11 protein-coding genes are annotated in these 15,206 nt (G+C 74.0%); 7 read left to right on the top strand and 4 right to left on the bottom strand.

What is annotated here, in order from left to right; genetic code table 11:
- The first annotated feature begins 114 nt into the window (after positions 1 to 114).
- Positions 115 to 2,904, top strand: a complete 2,790-nt coding sequence (locus ACFWBN_RS02820; protein WP_385169475.1) for an AAA family ATPase — start codon at positions 115 to 117, stop codon at positions 2,902 to 2,904.
- Between the two features lie 37 nt (positions 2,905 to 2,941).
- Here the strand turns inward: ACFWBN_RS02820 and ACFWBN_RS02815 are convergent, their stop codons facing one another.
- The 3 genes from ACFWBN_RS02815 to ACFWBN_RS02805 all read right to left on the bottom strand — a co-directional run bounded on the left by ACFWBN_RS02815 (position 2,942) and on the right by ACFWBN_RS02805 (position 5,530).
- On the bottom strand, positions 2,942 to 3,349 hold the full coding sequence (locus ACFWBN_RS02815) for a rodlin (RefSeq protein WP_385169472.1): 408 nt from the start codon (positions 3,347 to 3,349) through the stop codon (positions 2,942 to 2,944).
- Between the two features lie 172 nt (positions 3,350 to 3,521).
- Positions 3,522 to 3,713: a DUF5302 domain-containing protein gene (locus tag ACFWBN_RS02810; RefSeq protein WP_327412189.1), complete on the bottom strand. Its 192-nt coding sequence runs from the start codon at positions 3,711 to 3,713 to the stop codon at positions 3,522 to 3,524.
- Between the two features lie 35 nt (positions 3,714 to 3,748).
- On the bottom strand, positions 3,749 to 5,530 hold the full coding sequence (locus ACFWBN_RS02805) for an Imm49 family immunity protein (RefSeq protein ID WP_385169468.1): 1,782 nt from the start codon (positions 5,528 to 5,530) through the stop codon (positions 3,749 to 3,751).
- A 206-nt stretch (positions 5,531 to 5,736) separates the two neighbouring features.
- On the opposite strand from ACFWBN_RS02805, the gene ACFWBN_RS02800 reads away from it, so the two are divergent.
- On the top strand, positions 5,737 to 7,098 hold the full coding sequence (locus ACFWBN_RS02800; RefSeq protein WP_385169465.1) for an FAD-dependent oxidoreductase: 1,362 nt from the start codon (positions 5,737 to 5,739) through the stop codon (positions 7,096 to 7,098).
- Between the two features lie 99 nt (positions 7,099 to 7,197).
- Here the strand turns inward: ACFWBN_RS02800 and ACFWBN_RS02795 are convergent, their stop codons facing one another.
- Entirely contained in the window at positions 7,198 to 7,680 is a 483-nt protein-coding gene (locus tag ACFWBN_RS02795; protein ID WP_385169462.1) for a hypothetical protein, read from the bottom strand.
- Between the two features lie 123 nt (positions 7,681 to 7,803).
- On the opposite strand from ACFWBN_RS02795, the gene ACFWBN_RS02790 reads away from it, so the two are divergent.
- From ACFWBN_RS02790 to ACFWBN_RS02770, 5 genes are all read left to right on the top strand, one after another.
- A complete protein-coding gene (locus ACFWBN_RS02790; protein WP_385169459.1) occupies positions 7,804 to 8,610 on the top strand; it encodes an NADPH-dependent F420 reductase in 807 nt (268 codons plus the stop codon).
- 102 nt (positions 8,611 to 8,712) lie between these two features.
- A complete protein-coding gene (locus ACFWBN_RS02785; protein WP_385169456.1) occupies positions 8,713 to 9,186 on the top strand; it encodes a hypothetical protein in 474 nt (157 codons plus the stop codon).
- A 2-nt stretch (positions 9,187 to 9,188) separates the two neighbouring features.
- Positions 9,189 to 12,983 (top strand): hypothetical protein, encoded by a 3,795-nt coding sequence (locus ACFWBN_RS02780; protein ID WP_385169453.1) that lies wholly within the window; start codon positions 9,189 to 9,191, stop codon positions 12,981 to 12,983.
- A 27-nt stretch (positions 12,984 to 13,010) separates the two neighbouring features.
- Complete coding sequence (locus ACFWBN_RS02775; RefSeq protein WP_385169450.1) at positions 13,011 to 14,270, top strand: tetratricopeptide repeat protein; 1,260 nt, start codon at positions 13,011 to 13,013, stop codon at positions 14,268 to 14,270.
- A gap of 53 nt (positions 14,271 to 14,323) precedes the next feature.
- Positions 14,324 to 15,178, top strand: a complete 855-nt coding sequence (locus ACFWBN_RS02770; RefSeq protein WP_385169447.1) for an alpha/beta fold hydrolase — start codon at positions 14,324 to 14,326, stop codon at positions 15,176 to 15,178.
- Positions 15,179 to 15,206 lie beyond the last annotated feature (28 nt).

Below are 15,206 nucleotides of genomic sequence, written 5' to 3'. Positions count from 1 at the left end.
TTCCCGTCCTCTGGCTGATTTCTGCGTCACAATGCGGGCCCACCAGGCATCCGACCTCGTATTGTCGCGTCTCACAGGAAGGGCACAGGGGGACCGGAAGGCTGGTGGCTGTGCGTGGTGGCGGCGACGGGGCACGCTGACACAAGTGTCGGACACGGCGAACTGATCAGGGCGGTCGACCGCGCCCTGACCGAGCACGGCCGCGCCCTGCTCACCGGACCCGCCGGAGCGGGCAAGACCGAGGTGGTCCGCGCCGTCGCGACCGCCGCCGAATCCCGCCGCGAGACCGTGCTGCGCCTGGCCCCCGAGGCCACCGACCAATGGATCCCCGAGGCCTCCGCCGCCGCCCTCCTGGCCTCCGTTCCGGGCTGCGCACTGGAGCGGCTCTCCGGCCCCCAGCGCACCGCCATCGCCCTCCTGTGCCGCGAGGCGGACGCCCCCCGCGCAGGCCGCGACCACGTCGCGCTGCGCCTCGCCGTCGTCGAGGTGCTCCGCACGCTCGCCGCCCGCAACCCCGTCCTCCTCGTCCTCGACAACGCCCAGTGGCTCGACGCCGAGAGCACCGACCTGCTCCGCTTCGCCCTGCGCCTCACCCCGCCCCGCGTCCGGGTCCTCGTCGCCGAATGCGTCCAGGGCGGCACACCGGTCGGCGAACCCCTCTGCGGTACGGGCACCCCCGCGATACGGGTGCCCCCGCTCGGCGCCGACGAGGTCGCCGAACTCCTCGTCCGCCACGGGCTCCCCGCCCGCCTCGCCGGCCGCATCCACCAGGCCAGCGGCGGCAACCCCCGCCTCGCCCTCGCCCTCGGGCACTCCCTCGCCGAAGCCGCCGGCTCCCGCGACGGCGGCGCCCACCACGCCGACGTCCTGCCCGTCTCCGGACAGGCCCGCGAGGTCGCCCGCCGGCTGCTCGCCGAAGCCCCCGCCCAGGCCCGCCGCACCCTGCTGCTCGCCGCCCTCGCCGCCCGCCCCACCACCGCCCTGCTGCGCCGGGCCGGGCGCCCCGACGCCGAGGCGGAGCTGGCCGAGGCGGAACGGGCCGCGCTGGTCCGGGTCGGCGAGGACGGCACCGTGGAGTTCACCGCCGGCGCCCTGCCCACCGCCCTCGCCGCCGACGCGGGCTGGCCCGAACGCGCCGCCGGCCACGCGGCGTTGGCCGCCGCCGTCGACGACCCCGTCCAGGCCGTACGCCACCGCGCGCTGGCCGTCGACACCCCCGACCAGTGGCTCGCCGCGGAGATCAGCGAGGCCGCGGCGGTCTGCCGCCGCCGGGGCCAGCGGGCCCTCGCCGCCGAACTCGGCATGCTCGCCGCCGAACGTACGCCGTCACTCCTGGCCGGCGAGACGCTCGCCCGGCTCGTCACCGCCGCCGAGGACGCGGGCTGGGCCGGCCGCGCCGACCTCGCCCGCCTCGCCGCCCGGGCCGTCCTGGCCCGTGATGCCTCGCCCGCCGACCGGGTCCGGGTCCGGCTCGCCGTCATCGACGCCGCCGGGCAGGCCCTCGGCGCCCTCGACGAGACCTTCGCGTACGCCATGGACGAGGCCGCCGGGGACCCCTCCCTCCAGGCCGCCGTCCAACTGCGGATCGCCTGGAAGCACAACCTCAGCGACGGCGACCCCGTCCGCTCCCGCGACGCCGCGGCCCGGGCCGGCGCCCTCGCCGCGCTCGGCGGCGACCGGACCGCCCAGGCCATGGCCCTGACCGTACGGGCCCGGATGGGCCGCATCCTAGGGGACCCGGGCGCCGAGGCCATCCTTGCCGAGGCCCTCGCCCTCCCGGCTCCCGAGGTGCCGCTCGGCATGCGCAACGCGCCCCAGTACCTCGCCGTTCGGCACGCCCTCTTCGACGACCGGCTCGACGACGCCCGCAACCAGCTGATGGTCCTGCTGCCCGCCGTCCAGCGCACCGGCTCCGCCGAGGACGTCTTCGAGGTCCTGCGCAGCCTCACCGAGGCCGAACTGCGCAGCGGCCGCTGCAAGGCCGCCTCCGCCCGCGCCCGCCGGGCCCTGGAACTGACCATCGAGGCGGGCCTCTCGCCCGGCCCCGCCTGGTACATCGCCGCGATGGCCGAGGCCATGGGCGGCAGCTTCGCCCGCGCCGCCGGATACGCCCGGCGCGGCATCCAGGCCTCGCAGGAGGAGCACGACCAGGTCTTCCTCTCCCGCAGCCTGCACGCGCTCGGCCTCGTCGAACTGGCCACCGGCGAGGCGGCGAAGGCCGTCGCCACCCTGCGCCGCGTCGCCGAACTGGAGGCCGCCCAGCAGGTGGTGGACCCCTCGATCCTGCGCTGGCACGGGGAGCTCGCGGAGGCCCTGGTCGCCGCCGACGCACCCGACGAGGCCGCCCGCCTGATCGACTCCGTCCGCACCGTCGCCCGCGGCCTCGGCCGCACCGGGGTCGTCGCCGCCCTCGACCGGGCCCGGGGCCTGTGCCTGTCCGTCCAGGGCGAGGCCGACGAGGCCGTCCACGTCCTGGAGGCCACGGCGCAGCGGTTCGAGCTCCTGAGCCTGCCGCTGGAGCGCGGCCGCACCCTGCTCGCGCTCGCCCGGGTGGAACGCCGCCGCCGACGGCGCGCACCGGCCCGCGCCGCGCTGCTGGCGGCGGCCGCGGTCTTCGAACGGGCGGGAGCCGCTCCGTGGACGGCGCTCGCCCGGGAGCCCGCTGCCGGCGAGGCGGCCGGCCGTCCGGAGGTGGCGGCCATCGCGGCCCTGACCGAGGCGGAGACCCGCCTCGCCCTGCTCGTCAGCCAGGGGGCCAGCAACCAGGAGGCCGCGGCGAAGCTGTTCCTCAGCGTCAAGACGGTGGAGTCGCGCCTGACCCGCATCTACCAGAAGCTCGACGTCCGCTCCCGGGCCCAGCTGGCCACGGCCCTGGCCCGGGCACACGGAAACGCGCCGGCGTAGCGTGCCACGCCGGCGCGGAGCCGTAGGACGGTGAGCGTCAGCTGTTGGCCGAGAGGTTGCCCGACAGGACCGGGATGTTGTCCAGGATGTGCGAGAGCGGCTCGTCGCCCTTGGCCTGGGTGGAGTTCTCGGCGCACTGCTGGTTCTGCGGGTTCGACAGGACCGGGATGTCCTGGACGCCCACGTTGATCAGCAGGATCGACTGGACGTTGGCCTTGGCCGGCAGACCGACGCAGAGCTTGTTGAGGGAGCCCTGGACCAGGCTGGCCTGGGGGCTCAGCGCGCCCTTGGTCTCCTGGTTGCCGTAGATCTGCGCTTCGCCGTTGCCGTTCACGGTCTTGATGCCGTCGTCGTTGCCGATCGCCATGGCCGGACTGGCCGCCGCGGCGCCCACACCGATCACGGAGGCGGTGACCGCGGCGGTGGCCATGAACTTCTTGAACATGTGGGGGATCCTTCTGTCGCTCTGTCGCATGTGATGGCTGCCCTCGGCGGGACGCGCTGATCAACTGCCGGCGACGCTCGGGGTTATCCCCTCTCACCCGGGTGGCCCAACACACCGGGGCGGCCCGGCCTCGCCGCCGTGACGGCGAGACTGAGCACCTCGTGTCCGAGGGTCAGCCGGTCTTGCGGCGGACCTTCTTGTTCTTGCCGCCGGGGCCGCTGCTCGCACCCTGGACCTTGGCCCGGCTCTGGTGCGCCTGCTGGGACTGGGCATTGGCGGCGTTCCGCTCCAGTGCCTCCCGGAACTTGCGCTTGGCCTCGTCGGCCGGTGATTCGTCCTGCGGGGTGTCTGTCTCGTCTGCCATGTGTCCTCCTGGGGTGGTCAAGCCGTTTCAGTCTGTCAGCTGGTGTGCCCGCTGACCAGCGAGTTCAGTTTGATCAGCTCCTCGGGCAGGTACGGGGAGACCACCGGCACGGGCCAGCCCATCCGCCGGGCGTGGCAGACCAGCGCCAGGATGTCCAGGCTGAGGGTGGCCTCCGTCTCCCGGCCCAGTACGCCGACCTCGTAGTGGTCCCGGTGCTCCTCCAGAGCGTCCGCCAGCGCCAGGGCGAAGCCCTCCCGGTCGCCCTCGACGAGCTGCGACAGCAGGACGACCGGCGGCACGACGAAGTTCGAGTCGCGCAGCGGCACGATGGTCCGCAGCGCGCGGTCCAGCGCCGGCTCCGGGTCGGCCCCGCGCAGGTAGGCCTGGAGCGCCGCCCCGTACGCGGCGCCCGCGGTGACGCTCCGGGCGAAGATCTCCGGGTCGGCCAGGACGCAGTCGGCCACCAGGCTCCGCTGCCCGGTGATCAGCCCCAGGGCCACCAGGTCCAGCCAGACGTACGGGGCCGGGCCGCCGGTCGCACCGCCGCCGCCCGCGGACAGCCGGCGCGTGGTGCCCCCGACGGTGACCGCCGGCTCCGATCCCGGCTCGGACTTCATCAGGCGCAGCGCCCCCGCCCCCGCCTCGGCCGCGCACAGCAGCGCCTCCTGCTGTCGCGCGTCACGACCCTGTGGGTCGACGGCCGCCCGCACCCGCAAGCGGCGCAGCTGCGCTTCCATCAGCCCCAGCAGGAAGCCGGCCGCCCGCTCCGGCCCCGTGGCGGCCGAGCGGAACCCGTCCACCAGCTCCTGGGCGTGCGTGTCGTACGGGGTCAGATCCGCCCCCGCGGCCAGCGGGTGCGCGGGCCGCTCGACCACGAGCGGTTCCGCGGCGAGGGCCTCGACGGCGTCGGCGCGCTTCTTGCGCCCGTACGGACGCACCCGCGGCTCCCCCTGCTCGAAACGGCGGAGCAGTGGGGCGGGAAGGTAGTCGGAGGAGAGTCCGTCCGGCCATTCGCCCCGCCACTGCGCCATCGACGCGAGGACGATCGCGTCGAGCGGCAGCAGGGTGCGCGGTGCGGGGGCGTCCTGCGTGGAGTGCCGCTCGCGGTGGGATTCCAGCTGCGCCGCCAGCGCGCGGCCGAAGCCGGGGCGGTCGCCGGCGGCCAGCGCCCGCAGGGTGGCGAGGGTCGCCCGGTGGGCCGGCAGGTCGGTGCCGGCGGCGACCGCGGCGGCCGCCGCCTCGACCACCGCCAGTCGCTGGGCGTCGGAGGTGCCCTTGCCCGCCTCGGCCGGGTCCCGGTCCTCGATGTGGCCGAAGCCGTAGGCCATGAGGGCGTGGATCAGCGCGATGTCGGGCCGCTCCTCGCGGCCGCGGAGCGGCGGGGCCGCGTCGATGAGCAGGTTCTCCTCCTGGGCGCCGCTGATCCAGTGCAGGTGGAAGGCGTCCAGCCACATGCGCGGGGACGCGGCGGCTTCGGCCGGGGCCGGCGCGTCGTCCTCGTAGAGGATCCCGCTGCCGGTGTACTCGACGATGCAGCGCGCCCGGTCCTTCAGGCCCGCGTTGAGGGCCATCGCGCCGATCGCGGCCGTGGCCGCGGACTGGACGGCGAGACGGCAGTCCTTCCCGCCGAGCCGTTCGGGATCGCGGAGCGAGCGGGCGCCCACGTAGTCCAGGAAGGACTCGGACACCCGGCTCCAACCGTAGTCGGGCACCTCGTCGTTGCCCATCCGGTGCACCTCGCCCTCGATGCGCTCGGCGAACCCCTCCAACGCCGCGTCCAGCGCCGCATCCGTTACCGTGTGGCGCTCGATTCGCACCGTTGCCTCCTGCTCGGATCCCAGTTCGATCTTTACGGGTCAGCATAAGAGGGGTCGTATACAGGCGTCCGATATCCAAGGTTCGCTTTGAGGGGTCATAAGTTCTGCTGATGGGGTCATAACCCGATGCCGGGTGCCGGGTTAGGATTGCCTTCGCTTAGGGTTCCCTTGATCCATCTTGCTGTCGCTCGAAGGGAACCCTTGCCATGCCTCGCCCTCTGCGAGTAGCAATCGTCGGTGCCGGCCCCGCCGGTATCTATGCTGCCGACGCGCTGCTGAAGTCCGAGGCCGCCGCCGAGCCCGGTGTGTCCATAGACCTCTTCGAGAAGATGCCCGCGCCCTTCGGTCTGATCCGCTACGGCGTGGCCCCCGACCACCCGCGCATCAAGGGCATCATCACGGCCCTCCACCAGGTGCTGGACAAGCCGCAGGTCCGTCTCTTCGGGAACGTCGACTACCCGAACGACATCAGCCTCGACGAGCTGCACTCCTTCTACGACGCCGTGATCTTCTCCACCGGCGCCACCGCCGACCGCTCGCTGAACATACCGGGTGTCGACCTCGACGGCTCCTACGGCGCCGCCGACTTCGTCTCCTGGTACGACGGCCACCCGGACGTCCCGCGCACCTGGCCGCTGGAGGCGGAGAAGGTCGCCGTGCTCGGCGTCGGCAACGTCGCCCTCGACGTCGCGCGCATCCTGGCCAAGACGGCCGACGAGCTGCTGCCGACCGAGATCCCGCCGAACGTCTACGACGGCCTCAAGGCCAACAAGGCGCTCGAGGTGCACGTCTTCGGCCGCCGCGGTCCGGCCCAGGCCAAGTTCAGCCCCATGGAGCTGCGGGAACTGGACCACTCGCCGAACATCGAGGTCATCGTCAACCCCGAGGACATCGACTACGACGAGGGCTCGATCACGACCCGCCGCTCCAACAAGCAGGCGGACATGGTCGCCAAGACCCTCGAGAACTGGGCGATCCGCGACATCGGCGACCGCCCGCACAAGCTGTTCCTGCACTTCTTCGAGTCGCCCACCGAGGTGCTCGGCGAGGACGGCAAGGTGGTCGGCCTGCGCACCGAGCGCACCGAGCTCGACGGCACCGGCAACGTCAAGGGCACCGGCCAGTTCACCGACTGGGACGTCCAGTCCGTGTACCGGGCCGTGGGCTACCTCTCCGACGAGCTGCCCAAGCTTCCCTGGGACGTCGACTCCGGCACCGTTCCGGACGAGGGCGGCCGCGTCGTCGAAGCCGGCGGCCACCTGCAGTCGACGTACGTGACCGGGTGGATCCGGCGCGGTCCGGTCGGCCTGATCGGCCACACCAAGGGCGATGCGAACGAGACGGTCGCGAACCTGCTGGCCGACCACGCGGAGGGCCGCCTGCACGAGCCGGCCGCGCCCGCGCCGGAGGCCGTCGAGTCCTTCCTGGCCGAGCGCAGCGTCCGCTACACCACGTGGGAGGGCTGGCACCGGCTCGACGCGGCCGAGAAGGCCCTCGGTGAGCCCCAGGGCCGCGAGCGCGTGAAGATCGTCGAGCGCGAGGACATGCTCGACGCGAGCGGCGCCTAACAAGAAGCGGCAAAGAAGCGGAAAGAAGCGGGAAGAAGCGCCGGAAACGGCGGACGAGGGGGCCGGGGCCCGGACGGGGTCCCGGCCCCCTCGCGCGGGTCAGTCCTTGATGGAAACGAGCTTCCGCGTGGCCAGGTCCGCCTGGACGAAGATCCGCGTCGTGTCGCCGCCGCCCCAGGTCAGGGTGACCGTGGCATTGGTCTTGCCCGTGCCGCTGCCGGTGGAGGTGACCTTCCACTGGAGCGGCACGTTCTGGGCGCGCAGCACGCCGTCGGCGTGGTTGGCCTCCTCCCACTTCGCCAGCTCCGCCTGGAGCGCGGGGGAGAGGTAGAAGGAGCGCAGCCGCTCGGCCGTCGCCCCGTCGCCGTCGTAGACCGCGTCGATGTAGGAGCCGTAGAAGTCGGCGATCCGGGTGAAGGCGGCCTCGGGGCTGCCCGATACGGAGGGGGCCGCGGCGGTGGGGACCGCCTTCGGTGCGGAACCGCCGGCCGAGGCGGAGGCGGTGGTGCCGAAGGGGAGGGAGAGCGCGGCGACGGCCGCGAGGGAGACGGCGGCGGTGCGCCTGGACGGGAGCTTGAACATCGTCTGAGCCTTTCCCCGTGCTGAGTGACTGCACTGACCGACGCGGCCCCGGACCCGTCCGGTTCTCGGAATGTGTGAAATGGCCGAAATATTACGCCGCCGGAGGCGCGGGCCAGGTCAGAGGTGCGCCCCCGGCGCCGCCGGACCTCGTACGTCGGCCCGATCGCGTCGCTCGTCCGGGGGACGCGCGCCCGAGGACGGAATGCCCCGCAGGGCGGGCGGGTTCGTACCGGTGCGACACCCGAATCCGGACGCACTGGAGAGCTCATGAAGATCGGCATCATCGGCGCGGGAAACATCGGCGGCAACCTCACCCGCCGCCTCACGGCCCTCGGCCACGACGTGTCCGTGGCGAACTCGCGCGGCCCCCAGACCCTGACCGCGCTCGCAGAGGAGACCGGGGCCACCCCCGTCACCGTCGCCGAAGCGGCGCGCGGCGCCGAGATCGTCGTGGTCACCGTCCCCTTCAAGAACGTGCCGGACCTGCCCGCGGGCCTCTTCGACGAGGCCGCCGAGGGCTTCAGCGTCATCGACACCAACAACTACTACCCGCAGCAGCGCGACGGCCGGATCGCCGCCGTCGAGGACGAGGGCCTGACCGAGAGCCGGTGGACCGAGCGGCAGCTCGGGCACCGCGTCATCAAGGCCTTCAACGGCACCTATGCCCAGGACATCCTCGACCTGCACCGTCCGGCCGGCGCCCCGGACCGCATCGCACTGCCCGTCGCGGGCGACGACGAGGCCGCGAAGAAGGCCGTCCGCGCCCTCATCGACGAACTCGGCTTCGACACCGTCGACGCCGGCGGCATCGACGACTCCTGGCGCCAGCAGCCCGACACCCCCGTCTACGGGCTCCGCGAGGGCATCGACGGGGTCACCAAGGCCCTGGCCCAGGCCTCCCCGGAACGCCCCGCGGCCTTCCGCGGCTGAGGACGGGCGCCCACCGCGCGGGCGCGGGCTAACCTGGGTCCAGGCAAGGGGAGTTCGGCATCCCGAGGGCTGCTGCCCGGCGCATCGAACCCAGGAGGACGGATGTTGGCCGAGTCACTGACGGCACTCGCCGGCGCGGGCGCCACCGCGCTCATCGGCGCCATGGCCACCGACGTCTGGCAAGGTGCCCGCGGCGGGGTCGTCCGGCTCTTCGGGCGCGGCGGTGAGGCCCGGGGCGAGCTGGTCGGGGCGCAGCTCGACGAGGACGCCGTCCTCGTCGGCCGCGCCGAACCGGCCGGCGCGGACGAGATCCGGGCGGAGCTGCTGCCCGTATGGCGTCGGCGGCTGCTCCTGCTGCTGGAGGAACACCCCGACTCCGAGGGCGAGTTGCGCGAGCTGATCGCCCGCGTGCAGAGCGGCCTGCCGGCCGAGCGGCAGGTCTGGACGCAGACGAACACCGCACGCGACCACGGCACCCTCTTCGCCGTGCAGGGCGGCAACCTCCACTACCACCAGGCGGCCGACGGGCACGTGCCACCTCCCGCCGACGAGGACGGCGCGGACGGGACCCGCTGACGGTGGACCTCCCCGACGAGGTCCACCAGGAAGTCCGCGCCGTCGCCGGCTTCGCCTACGGCGCGGTCGGCGCGGACATCCACGTCTTCGGCGACGGCACCCCCGTCTACCTGCTGTACGCGCGCGACACGCACGGCGCCGCGGACACCCTGCGGCGGGACTCGGCCTGGCTGCGCGCCCAGCCCAGCCGCATGCTCGACGCCCGCAGCGAGATCGTGGAGTTCACCGGCCGCGCAGCGGAACTGGCCCGGCTGCGGGAGTGGCGCGAGCAGCCCGCACGGTCGGCCGTACGCTGGCTGCACGGACCCGGCGGCGCGGGCAAGTCCCGCCTCGCCGCCCGCTTCGCCGCCGAATCCGCCGACGCCGGCTGGCTCGTCGTGGACGCCGTGCACGGCACGGACACCCACGCGCCCGCCCAGGGCAGCCAGGACCTGCGCACCGACCACCGCGCCGGGGTACTGCTCCTCGTCGACTACGCCGACCGCTGGCCGGACGCCCACCTCACCTGGCTGTTCCACAACGGACTGCTCCTCGGCGAACTCCCCGCGCGGATCCTCCTCATCGCCCGGTCGGTGCGGCCCTGGCCCGCCCTGCGGGCGCAGCTGAACCGCCAACGGCGCGCGACCGACCTCTCCGACCAGCCGCTGGAGCCGCTCTCCGGTCAACAGGGCGAGCGCAGCCGGATGTTCGAGGCCGCCCGCCGCAGCTTCGCGGCCCACTACCCGGACCCGGCCGCCCTCGCCGACCTGCGCCCGCCCTACGCGGACCTCGCCCGCCCCGACTTCGGGCTCACCCTCGCCGTCCACATGGCCGCGCTCACCGCCGTGGACGCCCGGGCCGGCGGCCGGGAACCGCCCGCCGACCTCGCCGGCATGACCGCGTACCTGCTCGACCGCGAACACGAGAACTGGCGCCGGCCGGACGGGCACGACGCGGGCGGTGCGGCCGACATCGGCTCCGAGGACGACGACCGCCGCGCCCTCGACCTCGCCCGCACCGTCTTCACCGCCGTCCTCACCGGCCCCCTGCGCCGTGACGTCGCCCGCCCGCTCCTGGACGGGCTCCTGCTGCGCGCCCCGGCCGACCGGGTCCTCGCCGCCCACGCCGTCCACTACCCGCCCACCGACCCGGCGGCCGCCCACGTACTCGAACCCCTGCTGCCCGACCGGCTCGCCGAGGACTACCTGGCCCTCACCCTCCCCGGCAGCCCCGTCACCGGCTACCCGACCGACCTGTGGTCCGTGACCGCGACCACCCGCATCCTCCGGCGCGAAGCGGGGGCCGCGCCCGCCTGGACGCCCCGGGCCCTCACCTTCCTCATCGCCGCGGCCGAACGCTGGCCGCACATCGGCCCCGCCGTCCTCTTCCCGCTGCTGCGCCGCGACCCCGCCCTCGCCGTCCGCGGCGGCGACGCGGTACTGACCGCCATCGCCACCCTCGACACCGTGGCCGTCGACGTCCTGGAGGCCATCGAGCCCCTGGTGCCCCCGGACGACGTACGGGTGCAGGGCGGGGCCGGGGAACTGGCCCTGCGGCTCACCACCCACCGCCTCGAAGGCGCCGGGGACGGCATGGAACGGGCCCGGCTCTCCAGGCAGCTGGCCACCGCCCACCTCAGGACGGGCCGGCGGACCGAGGCGCTCGCGCACATGGAGGAGGCCGTAGGCCTGGCCAGGGAGGCCGCCGAGGAGGATCCGTCGCACCGGTCCTCGTACGCGGACGCCCTCCTCAACCTCGGCGGCCTCTTTCTCCACGAGCTCGCCGCCGAGCGCCGGATCGACCTCCTCCAGGAGGCGATCGCGCTGATGCGGGAGGACGCGGACACTCCGGCCGTCCTGGGCTCCCTGGCCCAGGCCCACACCCGGCTGGCCCTCGCCCTCTGGGAGACCCGGGCCGGGGAACGGGCCCAGGAGTCCGTGCGGGAGGCGGAACGCCTCTTCGGGGAAGTGCTGGACCGCGACCCCCTCCTGTGGTGGTCCATGTCCTCGGACGTCGGGAACCTGGAGATGGTGAGGGGCTTCCTGCTGGCGAAGTCCGGACGCCCGCAGGAGGCGGCCGAGGGCACCGGCGCGGTGGTGGCGTACACGCGCCAGATGGCGGACCTCGATCCCGTCCGGTACGGGAACGACCTGGCCGGCAGCCTGGGGATCCAGAGCCTGCACCTGTGGAGCGCGGGGCGGTACGCCGAAGCGGTCGACGCCCTCCTGGAGGCGCTCCACCTCTACCGCCAGCTCGGCGAGGTCGGCACCCGCTACCGGGACGTCCTCGTGGACCGGCTCGACGACGCGGCGGCCCGGCTCATCTCGCTGGGGCGGCACACGGAGGCCGTCGCCATCGTCGAAGAGAGCCTCGCCCTGCACCGGGAGCGGCTCGCCCTCGATCCGCACAGCGCCGCGACCGTCGAAACGGAACGCGGCGCCATCGGCCGCGCACTGCTCTACCTGCGTGAGCGGCGCGGCGCCGACCGCCTGCCCTGGGGCACGCCCGCGGAGATCGACGAGGCCGCCGAGCAGCTCGTACGGGCCGCCGACCCCGCCGCGCTGTGGGACCTCATGCGAAGGATCCCCGTCACGGACGCGATCCGGATCGCCCACCGCCACCCGGCCGAGCACTGGGCCCCGCCCGAGGACGGCCCCGGCCGCGCTCTGGCCGCCCGGCTGACCTCGCGGCGCCACCGGCCGCAGGCCGCCGAGCGCGCCGCGCGGTCGGCCGCCGCGCGGGCGGTGTGGCGCCTGCCCCACCGCTACGGCCCCGTGGCCCCGGACCGGGTCTCCTTCGCCCCCGGCGCACCGGTCATGACCTGGGAGACGTACCGCGGCCCGGGCAAGGGGCGCCCCCGCGACGAGCACGCCACCCGCATCGACGTGTACGACCTCGCCTCCCGCTCCCGCCTCTGGTCCGCCGACCACCTCAGGGTGGGCACCGACGCCGTGGCCTGCCTCGGGCCCGACGCGGTCCTCGCGCTGCGCACGGACCTCTGGCTGGCTCCCGAACTCGTCCTGTACCGGCCGGGCCGGGTGGAGGTGTTGGCCGGCGGTCCGGAGCTCATCTCGGCCCGGACCTTCGCCACCGCCCGCGGGTTCGTCGTCCTCCTGTGGAGCGAGCCCGTGGCCCTGGTCGGCGCGGTGGGCCGGCCGCTGGAGCGGATCGACCTGCCGGACCTGGGCCTGGAGCGCTGCACCGTCCACGCCGTCGACCCCTCCGGGGAGCGGCTGCTGCTGGCCGGTGACCGCCGGGTGATCCTCACCGACGCGGGTCTGCAGCCGCTGTCCGCCCGCGGCTGGTGGGGCGTGCCCGAGCAGCACGGCACCGTACGGGCCGCCGCCTTCCTCTCACCCGACGAGTTCGTGACCGCCGCCTCGACCGGCGGTGTCTACCTCTTCCAACAGGATCCCGACCAGACCATGGTGACCGCCTGGAACACGTCCGGACGCAGCCTGCAGCACCTGTTCGCGGTCCCGGGGTGGCGCGTCGTCGGAGGACGGGCCCGGGGGGAGGAGACGACGTACTTCAACGACTCCGTGGGCCTCGCCCCGGTCCCGGAGCCGCGCCCGCTCGCCGGGCCGTCCCGCGGCGCCCCGCGCCTGGTGACCGCCGCACCCGGCGGCCGCCACGTGGTGCACGGCTCGTCCGTGCACGACCTCGGCGACCCGCTCTCCTTCGCCGAACGCCCGACGGCCTCGCTGACCGCGGCCGACCGGGCGGCCCTGAACGCCTACCTCGACAGCGGGCGGGCGCCGTACGCCGCGATCCGGGAACTGCTGGAGCTCGTACGGGACCTCGGGCCCTCCTGGTGACCGTCACCGACCGAGGAGAGTGACGCGATGTTCTTCCGAAGGAAGCGCGCCAAAGGCAGCCCGGAGGAGCCCCGGATCCCGGAGGACCCGCGCACCCCGGAGAGCCCGCCGAACCGACCTGACCCGCCGGACCCGGGCCATCCGGAGGATCCACCGCCCGCGCCCGCGCCCGCGCCCGCGCCCGCGCCCGGGTCTCCGGCGGATCCGCTCGACCTGCGCCTGGGCGAGCCCGACGACACGCCGATGCACCTCGGCATGGACGCCACCCTGCGGATGGGCGACGAACTCGCGGAGGCGGAGCGGCGGCTGGGCCCGAGCCACGAGGACGTCCTGCGGCTGCGCCACAACTACGCCTTCTTCCTGTGCATGTGGTCCGCCGCCGCCCCGCCCGGGGACACGTACATGCTGGACCGGGCGATCCCGCTGCTGCTGGAGAACCTGACCCACCAGTCCGCGGCCATGGGCCCGCACGCGCGCGACACCCTGATCACCCTCCAGGGGATCGGCGCCGCCCACCTGTCGGCGGGGCGCCCCGCCGAAGCCGTCCCCTACCTCGAACAGGCCGTGGAGGGCAGCGAACTCAACCCCGACACCGACGAGGAGCAGAGCCTCACCTGGCGCGAGAAGCTGTCGAGCGCCTACGCCGCCTCGGGCCGCGCCGACCGCGCGATCACCCTGCTGGAGGAGGCCGTGGCCGGCAGCAGGCGCCTCCTGCCGCCGGGCGGGGAGCAGCTGGAGGCCCGGAAGCAGAAGCTGTTCACCGCCTACCGCGAGGCGGGCCGGCTGCCCGAGGCCACCGCGCTCTGCCTGGAGATCGTCGCCGACAAGGAGCGGTACTACGGCCCCGACCACCTCGACACCTACATCTGGGTGGACAACCTGGCGCACCTCCACCACGACGCCGGGAACCTCGACGCGGCCATCGCCTGCTACGAACGGGCCATCCACGGCTTCGAGCGCATCCACGGAGCCGACAGCGACGAGATCGCCTACCGCTACCACAACCTCGCGATCGCCCACCTGGACGCCGGCCGCCCGGAGCGGTCCCTGCCCTACCTGAAGGCGGCCCTCGCCGCGCGCGAGCACAGCCTGGGCCCGGACGACCCGGGGACCCTGGACGCGCTGATCGGCCTCATCTCCGGCTACGACCAGGCCGGCCGGGTCGACGAGGCGATCGAGGCGACCGAACGCCTCATCGCCGCCCTGGAGCGCATCGGCGGCCCCACGCACCCCAAGCTCCCCGAGGTGCGCACCTACCTCGACCAGCTGAGACGGGCCCTCCCCTAGCCGGTACCCAGCCCTGCGCAGAGGCACAATGGGTGCGGTGAGGAGACCTGGCGATGTCTGAGTGGATGATCGACACCGACGGCGTCGAACTGTGCACCGAGTCCTTCGGCGATCGGTCGGACCCACCGGTCCTGCTCGTCATGGGCACGGGGGCTTCGATGCTCTGGTGGGAGGAGGGCTTCTGCCGGATGCTCGCCGAGGGCGGACGCTTCGTGATCCGCTACGACCACCGCGACACCGGCCGATCGGTCACCTACGAGCCGGGCCGCCCCGGATACACGGGCGCGGATCTGGTCGGCGACGCCGTCGGTGTACTCGATGCCCATGGGATCCCGGCCGCACACGTGGTGGGTGTCTCGGCCGGAGGGGGGTTCGCGCAGTTGCTCGCGCTAGACCATCCCGATCGGGTCCTCTCGCTCGTCCTGATCAGCACGTCCAGAGCCGTGGCCGGCGACCGCGAACTGCCCCCGCCGACCGAGGAGTTCATGCGATTCGCATCGACCGCGGAGGTCGATTGGTCACAGGCCGCCTCGGTGATCGAGTACCTGGTCGCGTACTCGCGCGTACTCGCAGGAGGCCGGCGCCCGTTCGACGAGACCGCCGTCCGCGACCTCGTCCGTCGGGACGTCGAGCGTGCACACGACTTCGCCGCCATGCGGAACCACGACGTACTTCCGGACGGCGAGCCATCCCGGGAACCCCTGTCCTCGATCAGCGTGCCCACGCTGGTGATCCACGGGACCGCGGATCCGATGTTCCCTTTCGGGCACGGCGAGGCACTCGCCGAAGAGATCCCCGCCGCGGAGCTGTTGGCCTTGAAAGACGCCGGCCACGGGGTCGACCGAGCCGACTGGGAGACGATCGTCGGCGCGATCCTGACGCATACCGCTGCGGACGAACGGGCCTAAGGGTTGCCCCGTAAGTGATCTCGCCCTG

The sequence above is a fragment of the Streptomyces sp. NPDC059989 genome, from assembly GCF_042736975.1.
Classification (GTDB): Bacteria; Actinomycetota; Actinomycetes; order Streptomycetales; family Streptomycetaceae; genus Streptomyces.
This window is presented reverse-complemented; position numbering and strand designations above follow the sequence as displayed.

Excerpts from the sequence above, each read along its gene's own strand:
- ACFWBN_RS02815 (WP_385169472.1), bottom strand. The coding sequence starts at position 3,349 with ATGTTCAAGAAGTTCATGGCCACCGCCGCGGTCACCGCCTCCGTGATC.
- ACFWBN_RS02810 (WP_327412189.1), bottom strand. The coding sequence starts at position 3,713 with ATGGCAGACGAGACAGACACCCCGCAGGACGAATCACCGGCCGACGAG.
- ACFWBN_RS02800 (WP_385169465.1), top strand. The coding sequence starts at position 5,737 with ATGCCTCGCCCTCTGCGAGTAGCAATCGTCGGTGCCGGCCCCGCCGGT.
- ACFWBN_RS02795 (WP_385169462.1), bottom strand. The coding sequence starts at position 7,680 with ATGTTCAAGCTCCCGTCCAGGCGCACCGCCGCCGTCTCCCTCGCGGCC.
- ACFWBN_RS02785 (WP_385169456.1), top strand. The coding sequence starts at position 8,713 with ATGTTGGCCGAGTCACTGACGGCACTCGCCGGCGCGGGCGCCACCGCG.
- ACFWBN_RS02775 (WP_385169450.1), top strand. The coding sequence starts at position 13,011 with ATGTTCTTCCGAAGGAAGCGCGCCAAAGGCAGCCCGGAGGAGCCCCGG.
- ACFWBN_RS02770 (WP_385169447.1), top strand. The coding sequence starts at position 14,324 with ATGTCTGAGTGGATGATCGACACCGACGGCGTCGAACTGTGCACCGAG.